Here is a 23,653-nt window from a genome sequence, read left to right as displayed (position 1 = left end):
CGCGGCGGTATCGCGAAGGCGCGTTTCCGAATGGCACGAAAGGGACCCGATTTCGTCACCCCGATCCGGCGCGTCCTGATCGCGCTGATGACGATTGTCCTGATCGGTCTGTTCCTTTTCTGGCGCATCGACAGCCCCCGGGCCGAACGGATGCGGGTCGCGCTGATCGACCGTTTCGTGCCCGGTTTCGAATGGGCCTTCGCGCCCGTGACCAAGGTCAGCCAGATGATCGCGGGCTTCCAGTCCTATGCCCGCATCTACGAGCAGAATCAGGAACTGCGCCGCGAGTTGCAGAAGATGCAGGCCTGGAAAGAGGCCGCCGTCCAGCTGGAACAGGAAAATTCCAAGCTGCTGGCGCAGAACAACGTCCGACTGGACCCGGCGCTGACCAGCGTGACCGGCGTGGTTCTGGTCGACAGCGGCTCGGCCTTCCGGCAATCGGTGCTGCTGAATGTTGGCGCCCAGGACGGCATCGTCGAGGGCTGGGCGGTGATGGACGGTCTTGGCCTTGTGGGCCGGATCGCCGGGGTGGGGCAGAGGACCAGCCGTGTCGTGCTGCTGAACGATCCCTCGTCGCGGCTGCCTGTCACGGTCCAGCCCTCGGGCGAACGCGCGCTGCTGACGGGCGACAACACGCCGCTGCCGTTTCTGGACTTCATCGAGGCGGTCGACAACGTGCGCCCCGGCGACCGGGTCGTGACCTCGGGCGATGGCGGGGTGTTTCCGCCCGGCCTGCTGGTCGGGCAGGTGGCCCAGGGCAGCGACGGGCGGATGCGGCTGCTGCTGGCGGCGGATTACGGTCGGCTGGAATTCCTGCGGGTCCTGCGTTCCCACCCGGCCGAGACGGTGGCCGATAGCGACGCGATCATACGCCCCGACAATTCCGGCGCAATGATCGGCCCGCAACGGCCCTCGTCGCCGGTCGAGGCGGCGCAGGCGGCCGATCCCCTCTCCGCGGGCCTGCCGGAAGGCGCCGGCGAATGAGCCGGGGTCCGGGGCGGCAGGTCGTCGGTGGCACGGTCCTGTTCGGGCTGTGCTTTGCCGTGCTGCTTTTCGTGCGCCTGCTGCCGCTTTCGACCGGGCTGACGGGCTGGCCGGGTCCGGACGTGGCCCTGGGCCTGACCTTCGCCTGGGTGCTGCGCCGCCCGGACCAGTTGCCCGCCCTCGTGATCGTCGCCGCCTTCCTGCTGGAAGATGTTTTTCTCTATCGTCCGCTGGGCCTGTGGCCGCTGATCGTGCTTCTGGGCAGCGAGGCCGCACGCCTGCGTGAGCCCCGTTGGCGCGATCAGTCTTTCATGGTTGAATGGCTGCGCGTCGCGATCCTGATCGGGGCGATGATGCTGGGCTACCGGGTCATTCAGGTGGTGTTCTTCCTGCCGGTCCCGGCCCTGGGCCAGGCGATCCTGCAATATCTGGCCAGCATCGCCGCCTACCCGGTCACGGTGTTTGCGGCGCGCTGGCTGGTCGGGTTGCGGCGGGTCAGCCCGGGCGCGGCCGAACGGACGAGATTCGCGAGATGAAGAAGACCGAACGTCAGATCGTCGACAGCGCCCGCCTGATCGGGCGGCGCGGTCTGCTGTTGGGCACCGTCCAGCTTGGCGTGGTCACGACGCTGGCGCTGAAGCTGCGCTCGATGCAGGTCGAGCAGGCCGACGAATATCGAATGCTGGCGGATGGCAATTCGATCAAGATCCGCCTTTTGCCGCCCGCGCGCGGTCTGATCCATGACCGCAACGGGCTGGTCATCGCCGGAAACGAACAGAACTATCGCGTCACCCTGACCCGCGAAGAGGCCGGCGGCGATGTCGAGCCGGTCCTGCGGCGTCTGTCGCAACTGATCCCGATCGGCGACGATCGCATGGCCGAGCTTCTGGAAGAATTTTCCAGACGCAGCGCCGTCACCCCCGTGGTGCTGGCCGACCGCCTGACATGGGAACAATTCAGTTCGATCGCCGTGAATGCGCCCGCGCTGGCTGGTGTGACGCCGGAATCGGGCCTTTCGCGGATTTATCCGCGCGCCGGCGACCTGGCGCATGTGCTGGGCTATGTCGGACCTGTGTCGGATTACGATCTCTCGAAGATCGAGGATCCCGATCCGGTGCTGATGCTGCCCGACTTCCAGCTTGGCAAGGTCGGCATGGAAGCCAAGATGGAGGCCGATCTGCGCGGCAAGGCCGGGGCGCGGCGGGTCGAGGTCAACAGCACCGGCCGCGAGATGCGCGAACTGAGCCGGCAAGAGGGTCAGCAGGGCGCGACGATCCAGACCACACTGGATGCGCGGCTGCAGAATTACGCGGCGCAGCGGCTGGGCCAGGAAAGCGCCGCGGCCGTGGTCATGGATGTGCAGACCGGCGATATCGTCGCGATCTGTTCCTCGCCCAGTTTCGATCCGAACAAGTTCGTCCGCGGCATATCCTCGGCCGATTATCGCGGGCTGATGCAGCACGAACTTCGGCCGCTGGCCGACAAGACGGTTCAGGGGCTCTATCCGCCGGGCTCGACCTTCAAGCCGGCGCCGCTGCTGGCCGGGCTCGAATCGGGGCTGATCAACGAAAATACCCGCTTCTACTGTCCCGGTTACATCGAGGTCGGCGGCCGCCGCTTTCATTGCTGGAAGCGCAGCGGACACGGCAGCATGAACCCGATCCAGAGCATGGAGCAAAGCTGCGACGTGTTCTATTACGAACTGGCCCAGCGGGTCGGCATCGACCGGATCGCCGCGATGGCGCGGCGACTGGGAATCGGGGTAGAGCATGATCTGCCGATGTCCGCGGTGGCAGAAGGCATCGCGCCCGACCGGGCCTGGAAGGCTGCGCGTTATGGACAGGATTGGCAGATCGGCGACAGCCTGAACTCTTCGATCGGGCAGGGCTATGTGCTGGCTTCGCCGCTGCAACTGGCGTTGATGACGGCGCGCGTGGCCAGCGGCAAGGTTGTGGTGCCGCGCCTGATCCGCAGCGTTGACGGCATCCCCCGGCCGCTGGCCGAATTTCCCGATCTGGGCGTCGATCCGGGCCTGATGCGGCTGGCACAAGGCGGAATGGAGGCGGTGATGAACGGCGCGCGCGGAACCGCGCGACGATCGCGCATCATCCGCGAGGACTGGCGCATGGCCGGTAAGACCGGCACCAGCCAGGTGCGCAACATCACCGCTGCCGAACGCGCGCGTGGGGTCGTGTCGAACGAGGATCTGCCCTGGAGCCGCCGCGATCACGCGCTGTTCATCTGCTACGCCCCCTATCAGGCGCCGCGCTATGCGGTTTCCGTGGTCGTGGAACATGGCGGCGGCGGTTCGACCGTGGCCGCGCCGATCGGTCGCGACATCCTGCTGTTCGCGCTGGCCGGCGGTCTGCCGCCGCTGGATGCCATTCCTGACAGCGAACGCGCCGCGATGCAGGAACGCCATGCCGCGATGAATCTCTACGTGCCCGATCCGCCGCGCGCCACGCGCTCGCGCGCCTGACGGGAACGGTCCGGAATGTCCTATCTCGATTATCAGGTGCTTCAGACCCCGACCGGGTGGCGCAAGCTGCTGTATCTGAACTGGCCGCTGATCCTGCTGATCACCGCCGTTGCCGGGATCGGCTTTCTGATGCTGGTTTCCGTCGCGGGCGGCGATGTCGATCGCTGGGCCAAGCCGCAGATGTATCGTTTCGCGGCCGGCATGGTGATCATGATCGGCCTGGGCTTCGTTCCGATGTGGTTCTGGCGCGGGATCTCGGTCGCGGCCTATATCGGCTGCTTCCTGCTGCTTGTCGGCGTCGAGGTCGCTGGCGAGGTCGGCATGGGCGCGCGGCGCTGGATCGATTTCGGACCGATTCGCGTGCAACCCTCGGAACTGATGAAGATCGCCCTGGTCCTGCTGCTGGCCGCCTATTACGACTGGCTGCCGCTGAACCGGGTCTCGCGCCCGCTCTGGGTGCTGCTGCCGGTGGTGCTGATCCTGGCGCCGACCGGGCTGGTCATCATCCAGCCCGACCTCGGCACGTCGATCATGCTGGTCGCGGGCGGCGGAATCGTGATGTTCGCCGCCGGCGTGTCGCTGTGGTATTTCGGCGCGGTGATCGGCATGGCCGTCGGCCTCGTCGCCACGGTGCTGGAAAGCCGGGGCACCGACTGGCAGCTTTTGAAGGATTATCAGTTCCGCCGGATCGACACCTTCCTCGACCCCGCCGCCGATCCGCTGGGCGCGGGCTACAACATCATACAGAGTCAGATCGCGCTTGGTTCGGGCGGCTGGTCGGGCCGCGGCTTCATGCAGGGCACGCAGTCGCGGCTGAACTTCTTGCCGGAAAAGCATACCGACTTCATCTTCACCGTGCTGGCCGAGGAATTCGGCTTCATCGGCGCGGTCTCGCTGCTGGTGCTGTATACGCTGATCGTGGGCTTCTGCCTGCATTCGGCGCTGACCAACCGCGACCGCTTTGCCAGCCTGATCACCATCGGCATCTCGGGCACGTTCTTTCTGTATTTCGCCATCAACATGGCGACGGTGATGGGTCTGATCCCGGCCAAGGGTTCCCCCCTGCCGCTGATCAGCTATGGTGGCACCTCGCTGATGATCCTGATGCTGGGCTTCGGCCTGGTGCAATCCGCCCATGTTCACCGATCGAGGTAGCCAGATGCGCGTTCTCTTTGCCGCCCGTCCCGAGGCGTGGCAGGCCTGGGCCCCGGCCCTGCGCGAAGCCTGTCCCGAAATGGATCTGGACAGGGGCGGCGAACCGGCCAGCTTCGACGCCATCATCTACGCGCCGGGCGGCGAGATCGAGGATCTGTCGCCCTATGGAAATGCACGGCTGGTCCAGAGCCTGTGGGCCGGGGTCGAGCGGATCGTCACCAACCCGACCCTGACCCAGCCGCTGGCGCGGATGGTCGATCCGGGCCTGGCGCGGGGCATGGCGGAATTCTGCACCGGCTGGGCGATGCGGGCGCATCTGGGGATGGACCGCTATGCACAGGACGGCACCTGGCGCAACGATGTCGTCGCACCGCTGGCGCCCCAGCGGGGCGTGACCATCCTGGGCCTCGGAGAGCTGGGCCGTGCCACCGCCGCGATGCTGGGCGCGATCGGCTTTCGGCTGGCGGGCTTCAGCGCCTCGGGCCGCCCGGTCGAAGGCGTCGAGGTCTTTGACGCGGACCATCTGGCTGCGGCCCTGGGCCGGGCCGAAATCCTGATCAACCTGCTGCCCGACACCGCGCGGACGCGGGATCTGCTGGATGATGATCACCTGGCCATGCTGCCGCGCGGGGCCTGGATCATCAATCCCGGCCGGGGCACGGCCATCGTGGACGCCGCGCTGATCGCCGCGCTGGATCGAGGCGATCTGGGACATGCGGTGCTGGATGTCTTCCGCACCGAGCCGCTGCCCGGCGGCCACCCGTTCTGGTCCCATCCCGGCGTGACCGTCACGCCCCATATCGCCGCCGAGACGCGGCCCGAAACCGCGGCCCCGGTGGTCGCCGAAAACCTGCGCCGCGCCATGTCCGGGCGACCCATATTGAACCTCGTGGACCGCGACCGGGGATACTGAGGCGGTTTCCGCCGTCAGATGCTCCGGGGCGGATCGCCATCCTCCGGCGGGTGATCGGGGCGGGCGGCGTGTCCGGCAGGCGCCGCGGAATCGCGGCTGGGTGCCAGATCCGGGGCGGTGGTGACGATTTCGCCCTGCTTGCGCACCCGCGCGATCCGCTCGGCCATCTTCTTGGCGCGCCGCCAGTGATAGGCGCGAATCACGGGGACGCTGAGGTAGTGGGTCGCGATGGCCGCGATCAGACCCAGAATCAGGCCGCCCACGAGATAGGGCAGATAGACCTGCTGGAAGAAATCGACCAGATTGCCCCAATGCGCGCGTTCAGGCCCGAAAAGCGACCGGATATTGTGCCACATCTCGCCGCTTGCGCGGGCGAATTCGCCGAAGATCAGTTGCGGAGACAACTCGCCGCCCATCCCCAGCAATCGGCGTCCCAGGCTGACGGCCACGACGGCGATGAAGGGAAAGGTGATCGGATTGCCGACAAAGGTCGCCAGCAGCGCGGCCAGCACATTGCCGCCGATCAGCCAGGCACAGCCCGCCGCCGACAGGAAATGAAAACCGAAAAGCGGAGTGAAGGAAACGAAGACCCCCGACGCCACGCCGCGCCCGATCCGGTGCGGCTGGTCGGGCAGACGGCGCAGGCGGAACCAGACATAGGCACCCGCGCGCCGCCAGCCGCCGCGCGGATAGATCATGTCGCTGGCGATCTGCCCATAGCTGCGTGGCTTGCGGCGCTTGAACACCCCGGCCTACCCCATCCCAATCCTGTCCTGCCGGGCAAGACCTACCCGGATCGGCCCCGCTTGCCTAGGGTTTCAGCGCCGGATCGCGGATGCGTGCGACCTGGGCCACGTCGCTTTCGGTCTCCAGCACCGTCAGCAGATTGTGCAGATGTTCGCGATCGCGCAATTCCACCTCGATCTCGATGCGATAGAAATCCGGCTTGCGGTCGATGAATTCGAGGTTCGAGATATTGGCCCCCTGCGACCCGATGAGGCTGCAAATCCGGCCCAGCACGCCCGCATCGTGGCGGATCGTCAGATCCAGCAGCGTCGAATAGGCCGCAGGATGGCGCCCCTCGCGCCAGTGCAGGTCGATCCAGCGGTCGGGGCTGTCCTCGAATTCGGCAAGGACGGGGCAGTCGATGGCATGGATGACCACGCCCGTGCCGCGATAGGTGATGCCCACGATCCGTTCGCCCGGCAGCGGGTTGCAGCAGGGCGCGCGGGTGAAGTTGGCATCGGCCTCCAGCCCGGCGAAGGGGCGGGCGCCGTCGATTTCGTCCTGATGGCCCGCGAGTTCGGGATAGAGAACCGCCAGAACCTCCTTGGCGGAATTCTCGGCGCTGCCGATCCGCGCCAGCAATTCCTCCGCATCGGCCATGCCCATCTGCCGTGCGGCGGTGCGCAGCGTCTTGTCCGTGGCCTTGCGCCCGACATGTTCGAAACTGACGCGGACCAGTTCGCGGCCCAGCCGGATGAAGCGGTCGCGGTCCTCTTCGCGCAGGGACCGACGGATTGCCGCCTTGGCCCGGCCGGTCACGACGATATCCAGCCATGTCGCCTGCGGGCGCTGTCCCGAGGCCGCGATGATCTCGACCGACTGGCCGTTCTTCAGCCGGGTCCACAGCGGCACCCGAATCCCGTCCACCTTGGCGCCGACACAGGAATTGCCCACGCGGGTGTGGATCGCATAGGCAAAATCGATCGGCGTCGCGCCTTTCGGCAACTGGATCACGTCACCCTTGGGCGTGAAGCAGAAGACCTGATCCTGATACATCTCCAGCTTGACATGTTCGAGGAATTCATCGTGATCCTCGCCGCCGAAACGGTCGGTCAGGCTGTCGATCCAGGCCGCCGGATCGACCGCGAAGGGGTTCTTCGCGCGCACGCCGTCGCGATAGGCCCAATGCGCGGCCACGCCCGCCTCGGCCACCTCGTGCATCTGGCGGGTGCGGATCTGCACCTCGACCCGCTTGCCGTCTCGGCCCGACACGGTGGTGTGGATGGATCTGTAGCCGTTCGATTTCGGCTGGCTGATATAGTCCTTGAAACGCCCCGGCACGGCCCGCCAGCGATGATGGATCACCCCAAGTGCGCGATAGCAATCCATCTCGGACCGGGTGATGATGCGAAAGCCGTAGATGTCCGACAGGCGCGAGAAGGCAAGCTGCTTTTCCTGCATCTTGCGCCAGACCGAAAAGGGCCGCTTGGCGCGTCCGAACACGTCGGCGTCGATCCCGGCCTTGTCCATCTCGGTGCGGATATCGGCGGTGATCTGGCCGATGATGTCGCCCGATTCCCGCTGCAGGCTGACAAAGCGGCGGATGATCGAGTTGCGCGCCTCGGGATTGATGACCTTGAAGGCCAGATCCTCCAGTTCCTCGCGCATCCACTGCATCCCCATGCGCCCGGCCAGCGGCGCATAGATGTCCATCGTTTCGCGTGCCTTCTGCACCTGCTTGTCGGGCCGCATGGACCGGATCGTGCGCATGTTGTGCAGCCGGTCGGCCAGCTTGACCAGGATCACGCGCAGATCGCGCGACATGGCCATGAACAGCTTGCGGAAATTCTCGGCCTGCCGGGACTGGGTGTTGCTGAGTTGCAGATTGGTCAGCTTGGTCACGCCATCGACCAGATCGGCGATCTCGGGGCCGAAGATGGTGACGATCTCTTCCTTGGTCGATCGCGTGTCCTCGACCGTGTCGTGCAGCAGGGCGGTCACGATGGTCGCGTCGTCCAGCCGCATCTCGGTCAGGATGGCGGCGACGGCGATGGGATGGGTGAAATAGGGCTCGCCGGAATGGCGGAACTGACCCTCGTGCATCCGCATCCCGTATTCATAGGCTTCGCGGATCAGGTCTGCATTGCTGCGCGGGTTGTAGTTGCGGACCAGCGCGATCAGGTCTTCGACGTCGATCATGTCCTGCCGAAGACCTCGTTCGCCTCTGCCCTAGCGCTGGTTGGCTTCCAGCATCATGCGCAGCATCCGTTCCTCGGATTCCTCGTCGGCGGGCTTGGGGCGGTCCACTTCCGTGCCCAGCAACAGCGCCATCGCATCCTCTTCGGGCTCATCCACCTCGATCTGGGTCTGGGTCGATTCGATCATCCGCTCGCGCAGGTCGTCGACCGGCTGGGTCTCGTCAGCGATCTCGCGCAGGGCGACGACCGGGTTCTTGTCGTTGTCGCGGTCCACCGTGGGCGGGCTGCCTGCGGCGATTTCTCGCGCGCGATGCGAGGCGAGCATCACCAGATCGAACCGGTTGGGAACCTTGTCGACGCAATCTTCGACGGTTACGCGGGCCATGTCATCACCTGTGCTAAACTGCGAATCGGGTATCCAGAGCGAAACCGGATAACTGATGGCCGAGGGGTCAAATGTCAAGGCTTTCGGGGGAAAGCGGCTGCATTCCGGCCAGCCCGCCGGGTCCCAGGCCGGCCAGCATGGCCGCCACGCTGCGCCCGGTCAGCGGATGGCGCCATCCCGGCGCGATCTCGGCCAGCGGCGCAAGCACGAAACCGCGGTCCTGAATCCGCGGATGCGGCAGGATCAGGCGGTCGGGCGCCTCGCACCCCTGCCGGTCGGGCGGCAGGCCGATCCAGTGCGCCAGGGTTTCGGGGTCCGGCGCGATCCGGTCGGCCAGCGCGAGAAGATCAAGATCCAGCACCCGCGCCGACCAGCGCCCGGTTCCGCGGTCCCGTCCGAACCGGGCCTCGATGGCATGAAACCGGGCCAGAACCGCCTCGGCCGGCAGGATCGTGCTGAAGCAGAAGGCAGCGTTGCAATAATCCGGGCCCGATCCGGCGGGAACGGCGGGTGTCCGCCAGAAGCGGCTGATCGCCGTTATTGAAATGTGTTGTTCACTATGCAGAATGCCCGCAGCCGCGCGCAGTGTCTGACCGGCAATGCCCGCAGCCGAGGGCAGATTGGCGCCGACTGCACCGATACCGAAAGACAGGTTAACCATGTCAGTCCTTCTGTCCTAAGACGTTCCGGCCGGTCTGGAACAATCAGGCCCCTCACTCTGATCCGCGACCGCCGGGAGCAAGAAAGATCCATTGAAGGCAACACAGAATGTTTTACAAGGACGACCGGCTGGCCATCTTCATTGATGGAGCCAATCTCTACGCCGCCGCGAAGGCGCTTGGTTTCGATATAGATTACAAGCTGCTGCGGCAAGAGTTCGACCGTCGGGGCAAGCTGATGCGGGCCTATTACTATACCGCCCTGATGGAAAGCGAGGAATATTCCCCGATCCGTCCCCTCGTCGATTGGTTGCACTATAACGGCTATTGCGTGGTCACGAAGCCGGCCAAGGAATATATCGATCCGATGGGTCGGCGAAAGGTCAAGGGCAACATGGATATCGAACTGGCGGTGGATGCGATGGAGCTTGCGCCCCGGCTGGACCACGCCGTCCTGTTTTCCGGCGACGGCGATTTCCGCCCCCTGATCGAGGCGTTGCAGCGTCAGGGCGTGCGGGTTTCGGTCGTCTCGACCATCCGCTCGCAGCCGCCGATGATCGCGGACGAGCTGCGCCGTCAGGCCGACAATTTCATCGAACTCGATGCACTGCGCGACATCATCGGCCGGCCCCCGCGCGAGGGTCAGGCCGAAACCTGATGCGACGCCGACCGCCCCCATGAGCGATGCGTCCGATCCCGTCGCCGGGCGCTGGAGGGCACTGGCGCTGATCTGCGCCGGCGTCGTCGGGGCGATGACCTGCTGGTTCTCGGCCACGGCCGTCGTGCCGGATCTGATCGTGGCGTGGAATCTGTCGCAGGGTCAGGCGGTCTGGCTGACCAACGCGGTCCAGATCGGCTTCGTTCTGGGCGCCCTGGCCGCGTCGCTGGTGAACCTGCCCGACATCATGCCGCTGACGCGGCTGATCGCCGGTGCGGCGTTGCTGGCCGCAATTGCCAATGCCGCGCTGCTGCTGGAGCCGGGCTTGCCCGGTGCGGTGGCGGCGCGTTTCGTGACGGGCGTGGCGCTGGCCGGTCTCTATCCCCCGGCGATGAAACTGATGGCCACCTGGTTCATCCGCGGACGCGGCCTGGCGATGGGGTTCCTGATCGCGGGCCTGACGCTGGGTTCGTCGATGCCGCATCTGCTTCGCGCCCTCGGCGGCGGCTTCGACTGGCGCATGGTCGTGCTGGCCTCGACGCTTGCCACGATCGTATCGGCCCTGATCTTCGGCCTTCTGGTCCGCGAGGGGCCCCATGCCTTCGGCCGCGCCACCTTCGACCCCCGTCAGTCGCTGGCCGTGTTGCGCGATCGACCCGTCCTGCTGGCCAATCTGGGCTATTTCGGCCATATGTGGGAACTTTACGCGATGTGGGCCTGGTTTCTGGCCTTCGCCATGGCGGCGGGGCAGGGCGGTGTGGCGCCGTTCGGATCGCCGTCTATGTTCGCTTTCATCGTCGTGGCCTCTGGCGTCGTCGGCTGCGTCCTGGGCGGTGTTCTGTCCGACCGTATCGGACGCTGCCTGACCACGGCGGGAATGATGGCGGTTTCGGGCGCCTGCGCGGTGCTGATCGGTTTTGCCTTCACCGGCCCGGCATGGCTGCTGGCGCTGGTCGCGGTGATCTGGGGTATCGCGATCATCGGCGACAGCGCCCAGTTCTCCGCCGCCGTGACCGAGCTGGCCGATCCGCGTCTTGTCGGCACGGCGCTGACGCTTCAGGTCAGCATCGGCTTCGCGCTGACGGTGCTGGCGATCTGGCTGATGCCCCACATCGCCGGTCTGCTGGGAGGCTGGCAGTGGACCTTCTTGGCGCTGGTGCCGGGGCCTTTGGCGGGCGCCTGGGCGATGCTGCGGCTGCGCGGGCTGCCGGCGGCACGGCGGCTGGCGGGGGGCAGGCGCTGAGGGCCGCGTCGCCTGCCGCCACCCCAACGCGGCTCAGTCCACGGGATGCAGCAGGCCCCGCTGGCGCATCCGCTTGCTCAGATGGAGAAACTCGGCATCTGCCAGCGGCGCGCGTGTGTCGGCCTTGGCGTGGTGGTGCCACATCCGGGCGATCTTGACATCAAGGGCAAAGTCCAGCAGCCGTTTGCGGCGCGGTTTCAGCGCGCCGTATCCATCAAGAAACGCTCGCCGATCCTGCCCTCCGCAATCGGGCCAACCATCGCCCCGCATGGCCGCGTGCAGGCGATAGACCTCGCACAGGACCAGAAAATCGGCGACGTCGTGGACGGGCAGGCCGCGACGAGACGTCATCGGATCGAATGCGATGATCCGTTCGCCATCGACGAAAAGATTGCCCATGTGGAAGTCGGTATGAAGAAGCGAATGGCGATGAAGGCGCAAGCCAAGCCGTGTCCGCCGGTTTCGCAGTATCGCATCGATTTTCCTGAATTCGCCGCCCTGTGGGCCGATCAGAAGGTCGCCCTCGATCTGGCGGTCGCGGCGCGGGGTCCAGCACCTGGTCGCGGAATGCAGCCCTTTCAGCCAGCGTCCCGCCTGTCGGATCAGATCCAGACGTCGGGGCCGCTGCATCATCTGTTTCAGCGTCGGGGCCTCGATCCATTCCATCGCGAAGACCGAAGCCTGTTCGTCCAGAAAGACCGGCCTGATGCAATCGCCCCGCGCCGCCGAAAGCGATTGCAGCGCGATGAATTCCTCGATCGCCTTCCGCGGATGGGCACAGTGCTTGATGGCCAGCTTGCGCCCGTCCGGGCCTTCGGCGCGAAACACCGCCTCGGACCGGCCTGACTTGATCTTGAAAGAGACGCGGAAAACCCGCCAGCCCCTGAAAAACTTGTCTCTCAGGTTCTGGGCGATCAACCGTTCGTGGCTTGTCTTGTCCTTCATGAAAATTCAGGCCCGGCTTATATGAAATGGGATTTTTCAACGCAATCATGGCAGGTCAGGGCCGCCTCCGGTCCCGCCGGTGCGGCCTTGGCTTGCCATGACGCCAGATCGAACCGACGATATCAAGTTGTCCGTTCAGAAAAATGCAGGCGATGGCAGGAAATTCTTCCTAGACCAGCCGCCCTTCTTCCATCGCCGCGCGAACGAAGCCCGCAAACAGAGGCGCCGGAGCAAAGGGCTTGGATTTCAGTTCCGGATGCGACTGAACGCCGATGAACCAGGGGTGGTCGGGATACTCGATCACCTCGGGAAGCTTGCCGTCCGGTGACATGCCCGAGAAGGACAGGCCCGCCGCCTCCAGCGCCTCGCGGAAGGTCGCGTCCACCTCATAGCGGTGGCGGTGCCGGTCCTCCATCTCGCGCGCGCCGCCATAGATCTGGCTGATCTTCGATCCCTCGGCCAGGATTGCGGTATAGGCGCCCAGCCGCATCGTGCCGCCCTTGTCGTCGCCGACCTTGCGCTGCACGGTATAGTTCCCCTGAACCCATTCCTTCAGGTGATAGACCACCGGCGTGAAGCGCGTTTTGCCCGCCTCGTGGTCGAATTCCTCGGAACCCGCGTCCGGCATGTCGGCCAGATTGCGCGCGGCCTCGATCACAGCCATCTGCATCCCCAGACAGATGCCCAGATAGGGCACGTCCTTCTCGCGGGCGTATTTCGCCGCCGCGATCATGCCCTCGGTGCCCCGCTCGCCGAAGCCGCCCGGCACGATGATCCCGTGATAGCCGTCCAGCAGATGCGCGCCTTCGCCCTCCAGCTTTTCGCTGTCCACCCAATCGGCCCTGACGCGGACGCGGTTGGCCATGCCGCCATGGGTCAGCGCCTCGGCGATGGACTTGTAGGCGTCTTCGAGCTGCGTGTATTTGCCCACGACGGCGATGTTGACGCGGCCCTCGGCATTGTCCAGCCGGTCCATCACGTCTTCCCATTTCGACAGGTCGGGGCGGGGCGCGGGGCTGATCCGGAACGCGTCCAGCACGGCGCGGTCCAGACCCGCCCGGTGATAGGCCAAGGGCGCTTCGTAGATGGTTTTCAGGTCATAGGCCGGGATCACGGCATCGGGACGCACATTGCAGAACAGCGCGATCTTGGCGCGTTCCTTTTCCGGGATCGGGTGTTCGGACCGGCAGACCAGCACGTCCGGCGCAAGACCGATCGACTGCAATTCCTTGACGCTGTGCTGTGTCGGCTTGGTCTTCAGCTCGCCCGAGGCTGCCAGATAGGGCAGCAGCGTCAGATGCATCAGAATGCATTGACCGCGCGGGCGTTCATGGGTGAACTGGCGGATTGCCTCGAAAAAGGGCAGGCCCTCGATATCGCCGACCGTGCCGCCGATCTCGCACAGCATGAAATCGACCTCGTCCTCGCCGATGGCCAGGAAGTCCTTGATCTCGTTGGTGACATGCGGAATGACCTGAATGGTCTTGCCCAGATATTCGCCGCGCCGTTCCTTTTCCAGCACGTTGGAATAGATGCGGCCGGAGGACACGCTGTCGGTCCGGCGCGCCGCGACCCCGGTAAAGCGTTCGTAATGGCCCAGATCCAGATCGGTCTCGGCGCCGTCATCGGTGACGAAGACCTCGCCGTGCTCGAACGGGCTCATCGTCCCCGGATCGACGTTCAGGTATGGGTCCAGCTTGCGCAGGCGGACGGTAAAGCCGCGCGCCTGCAACAGCGCGCCCAACGCCGCCGACGCGAGGCCCTTGCCAAGGGACGAAACCACGCCGCCGGTGATGAAGATGTAACGCGCCATGAGGCCCCCGTGATGTGCCGGAATCGTTGTTCTGCGGGCCGCCGAACTGCCGGCACCACGGGACTTGAGATATAGTCGATTCGCCCCGTGGCCGCAACGGACCGCAAGTTGATGTGGGGCAGATTTTCTCTGCCCCTAGTTGTTGTGTGACCTTAATTCGACGGTTTTGTCCCGGCCGGGTCGGCCGGGGCATCGCCGGCGGGCACCGCCTCTGTCGTGGGCGCCTCTGGCGCGACAGCCTGGCCTGCGCCGGTTTCGGGGGCCGGCGCCTGGGCTGCGGGCGGCGTTACCGGCTCGGCCGCGGGCGCCTGGGTGGACGCGGCGGGCGCCTGGGTGGCGGGCGCCTGGGTTGCGGGCGCATCGGGCGCGGGCGGCGTCAGCGGATCGCCTCCGGTCACCGGCGGGGGCGTGTAGGCCGGCAGATCGGGAAGATTCTGGTCCGGGGCGGGCTGTTCGTTCGTCGCGCCAAGCTGATCCATGATCGATCCACCGGATCCCTGCTGCGCGGCGATGATCGTCAGGCCGATCGAGGTCACGAAGATCGCGATTCCGAAGATCCAGGTCAGGCGGGTCAACGCGTTCGCGGCCTGCCGGCCGGTCATCACGCCGGTGCCTCCTCCGCCGCCGCCCATGCCCAGCCCGCCGCCTTCGGATCGCTGCAACAACACGACACCGGTCAGCAGCACCGCCAAGATCAGGTGGATGGTCAACAGGACGTTTTGCACGGAATTCGACCTTTCACTTTCGGACGCGCCTATCTAGTCACCCATGATGGTGAAGGCAAGCAGGGTGTCCGGATGCCGGCATTGATGATCCAGGGCACGGGCTCGAACGTGGGCAAGTCGATGCTGGTCGCGGGGCTGTGCCGCGCGGCGCGGCGGCGCGGCTTGTCGGTCGCGCCATTCAAGCCGCAGAACATGTCGAACAACGCCGCCGTGACGCTGGACGGGGGCGAGATCGGCCGGGCGCAGGCCCTGCAGGCGCGCGCCTGCGGGCTGGATCCGGTCACCGACATGAATCCGGTCCTGCTGAAGCCCGAGACCGATACCGGCGCCCAGGTCGTGCTGCATGGCCGCGCCATCGCGCGGGCCGAGGCGCGGGATTATGCGCGGTTGAAGGACCGGCTGATGCAAGGGGTGCTGGACAGCTTCGCCCGCCTCGTCTCGGCCCATGATCTGGTGATCGTCGAAGGCGCGGGCAGCCCGGCCGAGATCAACCTGCGCCCCCGCGACATCGCCAATATGGGCTTTGCGCGCGCGGCGGGCGTGCCGGTGGTGCTGGCGGGCGATATCGACCGGGGCGGCGTGATCGCCCAGATCGTCGGCACGCGGGCGGTGCTGGACGCGGGCGATGCCGCGATGATCCGGGGATTCATCATCAACAAGTTCCGCGGCGATCCGGCGCTGTTCGAGGATGGATACCGGATGATCGAGACGCGCAGCGGCTGGCCCGGCTTCGGTGTGGTGCCCTGGTTTCCCGCGGCCCACCGCCTGCCGGCCGAGGATGCCGTCGATCTGCGCGCCTCGACAGGCAGCGGTTTGCATGTCGTCTGCCTCACCCTGTCGCGGATCGCGAATTTCGACGATCTCGATCCGCTGGCCGCCGAACACGGCGTCCGGCTGACCATGCTGGGTCCGGGCCGCCCGATCCCCGGCGATACCGATCTGGTGGTGATTCCCGGCACCAAATCCACGCTGGGCGATCTGGCTTTCCTGCGCGCGCAGGGCTGGGATCTGGATCTCGCCGCGCATGTCCGGCGCGGCGGCCATGTGCTGGGTATCTGCGGCGGCTATCAGATGCTGGGCCGGATCATCCGCGACCCGCTGGGTCGCGATGGCGCCGTGGGCGAAGTTGCGGGCCTGGGTCTGCTGGACATCGAGACCCTGATGGCCGCCGAGAAACGCCTTGTCCGCGTCGCCGGCACTGCCCTGGGCCAAAGGGTCAGCGGCTACGAGATCCATATGGGCCGCAGCCACGGGGCCGACTGCGCCCGCCCCTTCGCCCATGTCCCGGCGCCCGATGGCGCGATCAGCCCGGATGGCCGGATCGCCGGAACCTATCTGCATGGGATGTTTTCGGATGACGGCTTCCGGGCGGCCTACCTCGCCCGGCTCGGCACAGCCTCGCAGCCGGGCTATGAAATTGGCATCGAGCAGACGCTCGATCAGCTTGCCGATCATCTCGAAACGCATCTCGACATGCCCGCGCTTCTGGCTCTGGGCGGGGTATCCGCTTCTTCGTTGTCCAAATACCCATGAGACGCGAAGGCCGTGCGTGACGTCCCCGGGTTTCGCGCGGATTGAGGTCTTGTGACCGTCGCGGCGCTGGACGAAAAGGCTTCGCCGCGCTAGGTCAGCCGCATGGAACAGCCAAAGCCGCCCTTGACCCTCTATCTCGCCGCGCCGCGCGGATTCTGCGCCGGCGTCGATCGCGCCATCAAGATCGTCGAGATGGCACTGCAGAAATGGGGCGCCCCGGTCTATGTCCGCCACGAGATCGTCCACAACAAGTATGTCGTCGATGCCCTTCGGGACAAGGGCGCGGTCTTCGTCGAGGAACTGGACGAATGCCCCGACGACCGGCCGGTGATCTTCTCGGCCCATGGCGTGCCGAAATCGGTCCCGTCCGAGGCACGCCGCCGCGAGATGGTTTTCGTGGACGCCACCTGCCCGCTGGTCAGCAAGGTCCATGTCGAGGCCCAGCGTCATCACGCGACGGGTCTGCAATTGATCATGATCGGGCACGCCGGCCACCCGGAAGTTCTCGGGACCATGGGGCAATTGCCCGAGGGCGAGGTCATCCTGGTCGAAACTGCCGAAGATGTCGCCCGGATCGAACCTCGCGATCCGCAGGCGCTGGCCTTCATCACCCAGACCACATTGTCGGTCGATGACACCGCCGGCATCGTCGCCGCGTTGCAAGCCCGCTTTCCGAACATCGAGGGCCCGGCCCGGGAAGACATCTGCTATGCCACGACCAACCGGCAGGCGGCGGTCAAGGCGGTGGCGCCCAGAATCGACGCGCTGCTGGTGATCGGTGCGCCGAATTCCAGCAATTCCAAGCGCCTGGTCGAGGTCGGTCGCGCGGCGGGTTGCGCCTATTCACAGCTCGTCATGCGTGCCGACCAGATCGACTGGCGCGCGATCGAGGGCATCCGCGCGGTCGGCGTCACCGCCGGTGCCAGCGCCCCCGAAGTGCTGGTCAACGAGGTGATCGACGCCTTCCGCGACCGCTTCGACGTTACCGTCGAGATGGTCGAGACGGCGCAGGAACGGGTCGAGTTCAAGGTGCCGCGCATCCTGCGCGACAATGTGGCCTGAAAAGCGCAGGACCGGGGACGAAGTGAAAGGTCAGGGATGCGATTTTATGCGATTCCCTCGTCGGGCAACACACCCACGTCACAATTGATCCTGCCGCAGGCGGGTTGTCAGGCGGGGATACCGGCCGGCAACCCTGGTGCCGGACCGCGCGATTCGGTGAAACGGCGCGATCTTTCGGCCATCGGACCAGGGTTGCGTCGGCCTGAACCCCGGCCCGGCCATGTCGGCCTGACCGCATGACAGACCTCTTTGCCTGGACCGATGGCGCGTGCAGCGGCAACCCCGGCCCTGGCGGGTGGGGTGTGCTGATGCGCGCCATGGATGGCGAGGCGGTGCTGAAAGAGCGCGAATTGCAGGGTGGCGAGGCCGCCACCACCAATAACCGCATGGAACTGATGGCCGCGATCTCGGCGCTGGAGGCATTGACCCGGCCCAGCCGCATCGTGATCGTCACCGACAGCGCCTATGTCAAGAACGGCGTCAGCCAGTGGATCCATGGCTGGAAGCGCAACGGCTGGCGCACGGCTGACCGCAAGCCCGTCAAGAACGTCGAATTGTGGCAGCGGCTGGATCAGGCGCAGGCGCGCCATCAGGTCGAGTGGCGCTGGATCAAGGGCCATGCGGGCCATGCCGAAAACGAACGCGCCGACGAACTGGCCCGCGCCGGCATGGCGCCCTTCAAATGAGCCCCGGCACGCTGGTCGCGGCGCTGGATTACGGATCGGTGCTGATCTTCGCGCTGACAGGGGCCCTGGTGGCCAGCCGGGCCCAGCTTGACCCGGTGGGCTTCGTCTTCATGGCGGCACTGACGGCGGTCGGCGGTGGCACCCTGCGCGATCTGCTGCTGGGCCGCGCGACGGTGTTCTGGGTCGCCCAGCCCGCCTATGTGATGCTTGCGGCCGGGGCCGCGCTGGTGGTGTTCTGGACCGCGCATCTGATCGAAAGCCGCTATCGCCTGCTGATCTGGCTGGACAGCGTCGCGCTGTCGGTGGCGGTCGCCGCCGGCGCGGCCGTGGCGATCCAGGCGGGCTTTGGCCCCGCCATCACCGTCATCATGGGCGTTGTCACCGGTACCTTCGGCGGATTGATGCGCGATGTGGTCGGCAACGAGGTGCCGCTGGTCCTGAAACAGGGCGAACTCTACCTGACGGCGGCCTTTGGCGGCGCCCTGGTCGCGGCCGGCCTTGTCTGGCTGGGTGTCGCCCCGCCCGCCGCGCTGATCGCGGGCGCCGTGGCGGTCTGGATTCTGCGCGCGGGCAGTCTGCTGCGGGGATGGCAATTGCCGGTGTATCGCCCGCGTCCGCCGCGCGACCCGGACTGATTTGACGCAAGCGCGGCGCGCTGCTATCGCCTGCGTTCCCGGTCGCAGCCCATCCGGTCAAGGCAGGAGCCGCCATGCCCCATCACACCGACACGCTGACCCAGCTTGGCGCGAAGACCGACCTGCCGGCCAGCCCCGACGCGGCCGTGCTGGAGCGGGTGCCGAATCCGCATCAGGACGAGACCTATCTGGTCCGCTTCACCCAGCCGGAATTCACCAGTCTCTGCCCGATCACGAACCAGCCCGATTTCGCACATCTGGTGATCGATTATGCCCCGGGCGACTGGCTGATCGAATCGAAGTCGCTGAAGCTGTTTCTGGGCAGTTTCCGCAATCATGGCGCCTTTCACGAGGATTGCACGGTCGGGATCGGCAGGCGGCTGGTGCGGTGCCTGACCCCGCGATGGCTGCGGATCGGCGGCTACTGGTATCCGCGCGGCGGAATGCCGATCGACGTGTTCTGGCAGACCGGCGCCGCGCCGGCGGGCCTGTGGCTGCCCGATCAGGGCGTCGCGCCCTATCGCGGCCGGGGCTGAACCCTAGTCCGGCCCGCCCTCCAGCCGGATACGCAATTCCCGCAGGACGGGCAGGGCGCCACGGACCTTGTCGGCGCCGATGTCGCGGACGACGCCGGCGATCAGCGGCATGAAGGCCGCGATCGCCGAATCGCGCGCGTCCCGTCCGGCCTTGCTGATGGACACGAACTTGCGCCGCGCATCGTCCCAGTCGGGGCGGATATGGACATGCCCGGCCCATTCCAGCCGCGACAGCGTGTTGGTCATCGCGCCTCTCGTGACGTGGAACGCCTCGGCCAGTTGCGCGGGGCTTCGTTCCTCGTTCACGTGAGCCAGAAGGTTCAAGACCGAGAAATGCGAGATCTGCATCCCGCGCGGCAGCGCCTTGCTGATCAGATTGCGCGACAATTGCTCGGCAATCAGCACCTCGGCGAACAGGCTGGCCGCCAGACGGTCGGTCGTCTGCGGCTTCTCGGGCGTGCTGGCGCGGTCCGGTGCGGAGGGAAACATCTGTCAGGGCCCGGAATAGGGACGGTCATGGTCAAGCGAGGGGATGCGGGACCGTGCCCTGTCAACCGCTCCAAGGTCAAGCCGGACGATGGTGACACCGGGTTCGGATCCCGCATCCGCAATGACCTTGCCCCAGGGATCCACGGCCAGCGAATGCCCGTGGCTGCGGCGCGGCTGGCGGTCGGGGCTGTGGGGCGCGGGATGGGTGCCGCATTGCGCCGGGGCCAGCACGAAACAGCCGGTCTCGATGGCGCGGGCGCGCAGCAGGGTTTCCCAATGCGCCGCCCCCGTGGTCGGGCTGAAGGCCGAGGGCACGGTCAGGATTCGCGCGCCCGCCTTTGCCAGATCGCGATAGAGATGGGGAAAGCGAAGATCGTAGCAGATCGTCAGGCCCAGACCGATCCCGTTCAGATCGGCCAGAACCGCGCGGTCGCCCGGCCGGTAGGCGGCGCTTTCACGGAAGTGTTCGGTCCGGGAGATGGTCACGTCGAACATGTGCAGCTTGTCATAGCGCGCCGCGATCCGGCCCGTCGGGTCGATCAGGAAGCTGCGATTGGCGAAGCGGCCATCCGCATCGCCGGTCTTCAGCGCCAGCGATCCGATCAGCAGCCAGATCCGTGCAGCCCCCGCCGCCTCGCGCAGTGCGGCGAGGGTCGGATCGTCGTCCTCGCGCTGCAGCATGGCCTGCTGTCGCGCGCGATCGGGCGACAGCATGTTCGTGACCTCGGGGGTCAGCACGATCTCGGCGCCCTGCGACGCGGCCTGGCGGATCAGCAACAATGTCGGCGACAGGTTCCCGGCCGGGTCGTCGCCGACATTCAGCTGCACCAGACCGGCGCTGAGGACGCGGGCCTGGTTCATGCGGCGCGGCCGGCCAGCAACGCCTCCAGCTTGCCGGCGCGGTCCAGCGCGAACAGGTCGTCGCAGCCGCCGACATGGGTGTCGCCGATGAAGATTTGCGGCACCGTGCGGCGGCCATTGGCCCGCTGGATCATGGCGGCGCGCTGATCGGGCCGGACACCCACGTCGATCTCGTCGAAATCGGCGCCTTTCCGGGTCAGCAGATCCTTGGCGCGGATGCAGAAGGGACAGGTGGCGGTGGTGTAGATCGTGATCCGGGGCTGGCTCATGGAGGTCCTTGGTTTCGAGGGTTCACCCCCAATCTAGTCATCCTTGACCGCGCGCGCCAGAACCGCGACCGAGACCGGCCCCGAGCCCGCCGCCAGCAGCGCCTCGGCCGCCGCGGCCAGCGTCGCGCCCGAGGTCATCACGTCATCGACCAGCAGCACGGCCCTGCCCTCGATCCGCGCGGCGCGGCGGCGATTGACGGTGATCGCGCCGGCGATATTGGCGAAGCGGTCGCTGACGCCGCGGTGATCCTGGCCTTCGGTATGGCGATTGCGCAGCAGCAGGTCGGGCAGATGGTCCAGCCCGCGCGAGCGGGCCAGCGGGGCCGACATCAGACCCGCCTGGTTGTATCGCCGTTTCATCAGCCGGCGCAGATGCAGCGGCACGGGCGCGACGACCATGCCGGGCCGGATCAGCGGCGCGGCCGCCCGCGACAGCCAGCCGGCCAGTGCCGGGGCCAGGTCGGGGCGGTCGCCATGTTTCAGCGCCAGCACCAGCCGCCGCCCGGTTCCGGCATAGACCAGCGCCGCCCGGCCGTGCCGCCAGGGCCGCGCAAGGGTCAGGCAATCGTCGCAGGTCAGCGCACCATCGGGCAGGCTGGTGCCGTCATCGGGCAGCGGCGCGCCGCAGCGGCAGCAGGCGGTTCCGGTGATGAACCGCGCCTCGCGCCAGCAATCGGGACAAAGCTGGATGCCGCCATCCCCGCCCGCCGCGACCGGCTGGCCGCAATCCAGGCATTGCGGTGGATAAAGCAGGCGCAGCGCGCCTTTCATCGCCGCGCGAAGCACCCTATGTTCCAGCCCCATGATGACCCTCTCCGATCCCGCGCCGGCCCCCCAGGGCCTGACCGACCGCGTAGCCTTGCTGCGCCAGCGTGATCGCGCGGTCCGGTCCGGCCATGTCGACGTGCTGCACCGCCTCGCGGCCGCCGAAATCGAGGATAGGCTGGCCGAGATTAACAGAAGGTTTACGCAACCCGTCGTCGTGACCGGATTTGGCCCTCTGTGGCGCGAACTGATCCCCGGGGCGCAGGTCGTGGCCGATGATCCGGTCCTGGATCTGGCCCAGGGCGCGCATGATCTGGTGATCCACGCCATGGCGCTGCACTGGGCCGAGGATCCGGTCGGCCAGATGGTGCAATGCCGCCGCGCGCTGGCGCCCGACGGTCTGTTCATCGCCGCCTGTCTCGGCGGCCAGACCCTGCACGAGGTTCGCGCCGCACTGGCCCAGGCCGAGGCCGAAGTCACTGGCGGCCTGTCGCCCCGCATCCTGCCGATGGGCGAGATCCGCGACATGGGGGCGTTGCTGTCGCGGGCCGGGCTGGCGCTGCCGGTCGCCGATCTGGTCAGTCAGCGCGCCTCCTACCGCGATCTGATCCATCTTGCCCATGATTTGCGCGCCATGGGCGAGGGTAATGCCATGGCGGCGCGCCTGCGCCGTCCGACGCGGGCCACAATCTTTGCCCGCGCCGCCGCGATCATGGCCGAACATCACCCCGACCGCGACGATCCGTCCCGTGTCGCGACCACCTTCGATCTGGTCTTTCTGACCGGGTGGGCCCCGTCCGAGACGCAACCAAGACCGCTGCGACCCGGCTCGGCCACGACCCGCCTTGCCGATGCGCTGAACGAGATCAGGACCAAGACATGACGCAAGCCGCCGCGCCAGCGAATGCCCCCGCCGACCACCCCCCGATCCAGCAACCCAGAACCGGCATCCTGATCGCCAATCTGGGCACGCCCGACGGCCATGATTACTGGTCCATGCGCCGCTATCTGAACGAATTCCTGTCGGACAGGCGGGTGATCGACTATCCGGCGTGGAAATGGCAGCCGTTGTTGCAGGGCATCATCCTGACCAGACGGCCCTTCACCTCGGGGAAGAATTACAAGCTGATCTGGAACGAGGAGCGGAACGAAAGCCCGCTGATGACAATCACCCGCGATCAGACGGCGGCCCTGGCCGCGCGCGCCGCCGAGGAATGGGGCGATCGGGTGATGGTCGATTTCTGCATGCGCTATGGCAATCCCTCGACGCAGGAGGTGCTGGACCGGATGGTCAAGGCGGGCTGCCGCCGGATCGTGTTCCTGCCGCTCTATCCGCATTATGCGGGCGCGACCTCGGCCACTGCGAATGACCAGCTTTTCCGCGCGTTGATGGCGCAGAAATGGCAGCCCTCGGTGCGCACCTGCGATCCCTATTTCGACCGGCCCGACTATGTTCAGGCGCTGGCCGCCTCGGTCCGCCATACGCTGGGCGACCGCAAGCCGGGCAGGCTGGTCGCGTCCTATCACGGGATGCCGAAACGCTATCTTCTGGAAGGCGATCCCTATCATTGCCAGTGCCAGAAGACCTCGCGCCTGCTGCAACAGGCCCTCGGCTGGGAGGATGGGATCATCGATACCAGTTTCCAGTCCGTCTTCGGTCCCGAGGAATGGTTGCGTCCCTATACCGTCGAACATGTCGCCGAACTGGCGCGGTCCGGGGTCAGCGACATTGCCGTCATCTCGCCCGCCTTCGCCTCGGATTGCATCGAGACGCTGGAAGAGATCAATGGCGAGATCCGCGAAAGTTTCGAACATGCGGGCGGCAAGGACTTTGCCTATATCCCCTGCCTGAACGACGATCCGGCCCATATCGAGGTGATGATGGGCGTGATCCGCGACAATATCGGGGGCTGGGTCTAGGCCGTCGCGCGGCG

Annotated in this window: 25 protein-coding genes; 14 read left to right on the top strand and 11 right to left on the bottom strand. The window is 66.6% G+C overall.

Annotated elements, in window-relative coordinates:
* Positions 1-30 precede the first annotated feature (30 nt).
* Genes mreC through B4L36_RS12540 form a run of 5 tightly spaced genes read left to right on the top strand, consistent with a single transcriptional unit; the run spans position 31 to position 5,531 of the window.
* Positions 31-984: a rod shape-determining protein MreC gene (gene mreC / locus B4L36_RS12560; protein ID WP_292957798.1), complete on the top strand. Its 954-nt coding sequence runs from the start codon at positions 31-33 to the stop codon at positions 982-984.
* Entirely contained in the window at positions 981-1,520 is a 540-nt protein-coding gene (locus tag B4L36_RS12555) for a rod shape-determining protein MreD (protein WP_292957795.1), read from the top strand. The genes mreC and B4L36_RS12555 overlap by 4 nt, the downstream gene beginning before the upstream one ends.
* On the top strand, positions 1,517-3,463 hold the full coding sequence (gene mrdA, locus B4L36_RS12550) for a penicillin-binding protein 2 (RefSeq protein ID WP_292957792.1): 1,947 nt from the start codon (positions 1,517-1,519) through the stop codon (positions 3,461-3,463). Before B4L36_RS12555 ends, mrdA begins: the two co-directional genes overlap by 4 nt.
* Positions 3,464-3,478: 15 nt before the next feature.
* Positions 3,479-4,618, top strand: a complete 1,140-nt coding sequence (gene rodA, locus B4L36_RS12545) for a rod shape-determining protein RodA (protein WP_292957789.1) — start codon at positions 3,479-3,481, stop codon at positions 4,616-4,618.
* Between the two features lie 4 nt (positions 4,619-4,622).
* On the top strand, positions 4,623-5,531 hold the full coding sequence (locus B4L36_RS12540; protein ID WP_292957786.1) for a 2-hydroxyacid dehydrogenase: 909 nt from the start codon (positions 4,623-4,625) through the stop codon (positions 5,529-5,531).
* Positions 5,532-5,545: 14 nt separating this feature from the next.
* Here B4L36_RS12540 and B4L36_RS12535 read toward each other — a convergent pair whose 3' ends face one another.
* From B4L36_RS12535 to folK, 4 genes are all read right to left on the bottom strand, one after another.
* Positions 5,546-6,277, bottom strand: a complete 732-nt coding sequence (locus B4L36_RS12535) for a DUF2062 domain-containing protein (protein WP_292957783.1) — start codon at positions 6,275-6,277, stop codon at positions 5,546-5,548.
* A gap of 64 nt (positions 6,278-6,341) precedes the next feature.
* Positions 6,342-8,456: a RelA/SpoT family protein gene (locus B4L36_RS12530; RefSeq protein WP_292957780.1), complete on the bottom strand. Its 2,115-nt coding sequence runs from the start codon at positions 8,454-8,456 to the stop codon at positions 6,342-6,344.
* A 30-nt stretch (positions 8,457-8,486) separates the two neighbouring features.
* On the bottom strand, positions 8,487-8,840 hold the full coding sequence (gene rpoZ, locus B4L36_RS12525) for a DNA-directed RNA polymerase subunit omega (protein ID WP_292957777.1): 354 nt from the start codon (positions 8,838-8,840) through the stop codon (positions 8,487-8,489).
* A gap of 67 nt (positions 8,841-8,907) precedes the next feature.
* Positions 8,908-9,501: a 2-amino-4-hydroxy-6-hydroxymethyldihydropteridine diphosphokinase gene (gene folK / locus B4L36_RS12520; protein ID WP_292957774.1), complete on the bottom strand. Its 594-nt coding sequence runs from the start codon at positions 9,499-9,501 to the stop codon at positions 8,908-8,910.
* Between the two features lie 107 nt (positions 9,502-9,608).
* On the opposite strand from folK, the gene B4L36_RS12515 reads away from it, so the two are divergent.
* On the top strand, positions 9,609-10,157 hold the full coding sequence (locus B4L36_RS12515; protein WP_292957772.1) for an NYN domain-containing protein: 549 nt from the start codon (positions 9,609-9,611) through the stop codon (positions 10,155-10,157).
* A gap of 19 nt (positions 10,158-10,176) precedes the next feature.
* Positions 10,177-11,400, top strand: a complete 1,224-nt coding sequence (locus tag B4L36_RS12510; RefSeq protein ID WP_292957769.1) for an MFS transporter — start codon at positions 10,177-10,179, stop codon at positions 11,398-11,400.
* A gap of 33 nt (positions 11,401-11,433) precedes the next feature.
* Here the strand turns inward: B4L36_RS12510 and B4L36_RS12505 are convergent, their stop codons facing one another.
* From B4L36_RS12505 to secG, 3 genes are all read right to left on the bottom strand, one after another.
* Positions 11,434-12,345, bottom strand: coding sequence for an aminoglycoside phosphotransferase family protein (locus B4L36_RS12505; protein WP_292957767.1), 912 nt, complete (start codon positions 12,343-12,345; stop codon positions 11,434-11,436).
* A 169-nt stretch (positions 12,346-12,514) separates the two neighbouring features.
* Positions 12,515-14,158 (bottom strand): CTP synthase, encoded by a 1,644-nt coding sequence (locus B4L36_RS12500; protein WP_292957765.1) that lies wholly within the window; start codon positions 14,156-14,158, stop codon positions 12,515-12,517.
* Between the two features lie 152 nt (positions 14,159-14,310).
* Positions 14,311-14,883 carry a preprotein translocase subunit SecG gene (gene secG / locus B4L36_RS12495; protein WP_292957763.1) on the bottom strand — a complete coding sequence of 191 codons (573 nt, stop codon included), beginning with the start codon at positions 14,881-14,883 and terminating at the stop codon, positions 14,311-14,313.
* Positions 14,884-14,955: 72 nt separating this feature from the next.
* On the opposite strand from secG, the gene B4L36_RS12490 reads away from it, so the two are divergent.
* The 5 genes from B4L36_RS12490 to queF all read left to right on the top strand — a co-directional run bounded on the left by B4L36_RS12490 (position 14,956) and on the right by queF (position 19,335).
* Positions 14,956-16,416, top strand: a complete 1,461-nt coding sequence (locus B4L36_RS12490) for a cobyric acid synthase (RefSeq protein ID WP_292957759.1) — start codon at positions 14,956-14,958, stop codon at positions 16,414-16,416.
* Between the two features lie 102 nt (positions 16,417-16,518).
* Positions 16,519-17,478: a 4-hydroxy-3-methylbut-2-enyl diphosphate reductase gene (gene ispH / locus B4L36_RS12485; RefSeq protein ID WP_292957756.1), complete on the top strand. Its 960-nt coding sequence runs from the start codon at positions 16,519-16,521 to the stop codon at positions 17,476-17,478.
* A 236-nt stretch (positions 17,479-17,714) separates the two neighbouring features.
* The gene (gene rnhA / locus B4L36_RS12480; protein WP_292957754.1) at positions 17,715-18,164 is read left to right on the top strand and encodes a ribonuclease HI; all 450 of its coding nucleotides are present in this window, start codon (positions 17,715-17,717) and stop codon (positions 18,162-18,164) included.
* Entirely contained in the window at positions 18,161-18,799 is a 639-nt protein-coding gene (locus tag B4L36_RS12475) for a trimeric intracellular cation channel family protein (protein ID WP_292957748.1), read from the top strand. Before rnhA ends, B4L36_RS12475 begins: the two co-directional genes overlap by 4 nt.
* Positions 18,800-18,873: 74 nt before the next feature.
* A complete protein-coding gene (gene queF / locus B4L36_RS12470) occupies positions 18,874-19,335 on the top strand; it encodes a preQ(1) synthase (RefSeq protein WP_292957745.1) in 462 nt (153 codons plus the stop codon).
* A gap of 3 nt (positions 19,336-19,338) precedes the next feature.
* On the opposite strand, the gene B4L36_RS12465 is transcribed toward queF, so the two are convergent.
* From B4L36_RS12465 to B4L36_RS12450, 4 genes are read right to left on the bottom strand one after another with little or no spacing between them, the layout of a single operon-like run.
* A complete protein-coding gene (locus tag B4L36_RS12465) occupies positions 19,339-19,824 on the bottom strand; it encodes a MarR family winged helix-turn-helix transcriptional regulator (RefSeq protein ID WP_292957742.1) in 486 nt (161 codons plus the stop codon).
* 3 nt (positions 19,825-19,827) lie between these two features.
* Positions 19,828-20,685: a carbon-nitrogen hydrolase family protein gene (locus tag B4L36_RS12460; RefSeq protein ID WP_292957739.1), complete on the bottom strand. Its 858-nt coding sequence runs from the start codon at positions 20,683-20,685 to the stop codon at positions 19,828-19,830.
* A complete protein-coding gene (gene grxC, locus B4L36_RS12455; RefSeq protein WP_292957736.1) occupies positions 20,682-20,954 on the bottom strand; it encodes a glutaredoxin 3 in 273 nt (90 codons plus the stop codon). Before grxC ends, B4L36_RS12460 begins: the two co-directional genes overlap by 4 nt.
* A 33-nt stretch (positions 20,955-20,987) precedes the next feature.
* Positions 20,988-21,758: a ComF family protein gene (locus B4L36_RS12450; RefSeq protein WP_292957733.1), complete on the bottom strand. Its 771-nt coding sequence runs from the start codon at positions 21,756-21,758 to the stop codon at positions 20,988-20,990.
* A gap of 1 nt (position 21,759) precedes the next feature.
* On the opposite strand from B4L36_RS12450, the gene B4L36_RS12445 reads away from it, so the two are divergent.
* Both B4L36_RS12445 and hemH read left to right on the top strand, forming a co-directional pair.
* Entirely contained in the window at positions 21,760-22,602 is an 843-nt protein-coding gene (locus B4L36_RS12445) for a methyltransferase domain-containing protein (protein ID WP_292957730.1), read from the top strand.
* Positions 22,599-23,639: a ferrochelatase gene (gene hemH, locus B4L36_RS12440; RefSeq protein ID WP_292957727.1), complete on the top strand. Its 1,041-nt coding sequence runs from the start codon at positions 22,599-22,601 to the stop codon at positions 23,637-23,639. Before B4L36_RS12445 ends, hemH begins: the two co-directional genes overlap by 4 nt.
* The last annotated feature ends 14 nt before the right edge of the window (positions 23,640-23,653 follow it).

It is taken from the genome of Paracoccus sp. UBA889, from assembly GCA_002294185.1.
Lineage (GTDB): Bacteria > Pseudomonadota > Alphaproteobacteria > Rhodobacterales > Rhodobacteraceae > Paracoccus.
The sequence above is the reverse complement of the archived record's forward strand: the minus strand, read 5'-3'. Positions and strand labels throughout refer to the sequence as shown.

Coding starts and splice junctions, on each gene's coding strand:
- rpoZ (WP_292957777.1), bottom strand. CDS start 8,840: ATGGCCCGCGTAACCGTCGAAGATTGCGTCGACAAGGTTCCCAACCGG.
- ispH (WP_292957756.1), top strand. CDS start 16,519: ATGGAACAGCCAAAGCCGCCCTTGACCCTCTATCTCGCCGCGCCGCGC.
- B4L36_RS12515 (WP_292957772.1), top strand. CDS start 9,609: ATGTTTTACAAGGACGACCGGCTGGCCATCTTCATTGATGGAGCCAAT.
- B4L36_RS12510 (WP_292957769.1), top strand. CDS start 10,177: ATGAGCGATGCGTCCGATCCCGTCGCCGGGCGCTGGAGGGCACTGGCG.
- B4L36_RS12505 (WP_292957767.1), bottom strand. CDS start 12,345: ATGAAGGACAAGACAAGCCACGAACGGTTGATCGCCCAGAACCTGAGA.
- B4L36_RS12475 (WP_292957748.1), top strand. CDS start 18,161: ATGAGCCCCGGCACGCTGGTCGCGGCGCTGGATTACGGATCGGTGCTG.
- B4L36_RS12450 (WP_292957733.1), bottom strand. CDS start 21,758: ATGGGGCTGGAACATAGGGTGCTTCGCGCGGCGATGAAAGGCGCGCTG.
- folK (WP_292957774.1), bottom strand. CDS start 9,501: ATGGTTAACCTGTCTTTCGGTATCGGTGCAGTCGGCGCCAATCTGCCC.
- rnhA (WP_292957754.1), top strand. CDS start 17,715: ATGACAGACCTCTTTGCCTGGACCGATGGCGCGTGCAGCGGCAACCCC.
- B4L36_RS12465 (WP_292957742.1), bottom strand. CDS start 19,824: ATGTTTCCCTCCGCACCGGACCGCGCCAGCACGCCCGAGAAGCCGCAG.
- mreC (WP_292957798.1), top strand. CDS start 31: ATGGCACGAAAGGGACCCGATTTCGTCACCCCGATCCGGCGCGTCCTG.
- queF (WP_292957745.1), top strand. CDS start 18,874: ATGCCCCATCACACCGACACGCTGACCCAGCTTGGCGCGAAGACCGAC.
- B4L36_RS12445 (WP_292957730.1), top strand. CDS start 21,760: ATGACCCTCTCCGATCCCGCGCCGGCCCCCCAGGGCCTGACCGACCGC.
- B4L36_RS12530 (WP_292957780.1), bottom strand. CDS start 8,456: ATGATCGACGTCGAAGACCTGATCGCGCTGGTCCGCAACTACAACCCG.
- B4L36_RS12540 (WP_292957786.1), top strand. CDS start 4,623: ATGCGCGTTCTCTTTGCCGCCCGTCCCGAGGCGTGGCAGGCCTGGGCC.
- hemH (WP_292957727.1), top strand. CDS start 22,599: ATGACGCAAGCCGCCGCGCCAGCGAATGCCCCCGCCGACCACCCCCCG.
- B4L36_RS12490 (WP_292957759.1), top strand. CDS start 14,956: ATGCCGGCATTGATGATCCAGGGCACGGGCTCGAACGTGGGCAAGTCG.
- mrdA (WP_292957792.1), top strand. CDS start 1,517: ATGAAGAAGACCGAACGTCAGATCGTCGACAGCGCCCGCCTGATCGGG.
- B4L36_RS12500 (WP_292957765.1), bottom strand. CDS start 14,158: ATGGCGCGTTACATCTTCATCACCGGCGGCGTGGTTTCGTCCCTTGGC.
- grxC (WP_292957736.1), bottom strand. CDS start 20,954: ATGAGCCAGCCCCGGATCACGATCTACACCACCGCCACCTGTCCCTTC.
- B4L36_RS12460 (WP_292957739.1), bottom strand. CDS start 20,685: ATGAACCAGGCCCGCGTCCTCAGCGCCGGTCTGGTGCAGCTGAATGTC.
- B4L36_RS12555 (WP_292957795.1), top strand. CDS start 981: ATGAGCCGGGGTCCGGGGCGGCAGGTCGTCGGTGGCACGGTCCTGTTC.
- rodA (WP_292957789.1), top strand. CDS start 3,479: ATGTCCTATCTCGATTATCAGGTGCTTCAGACCCCGACCGGGTGGCGC.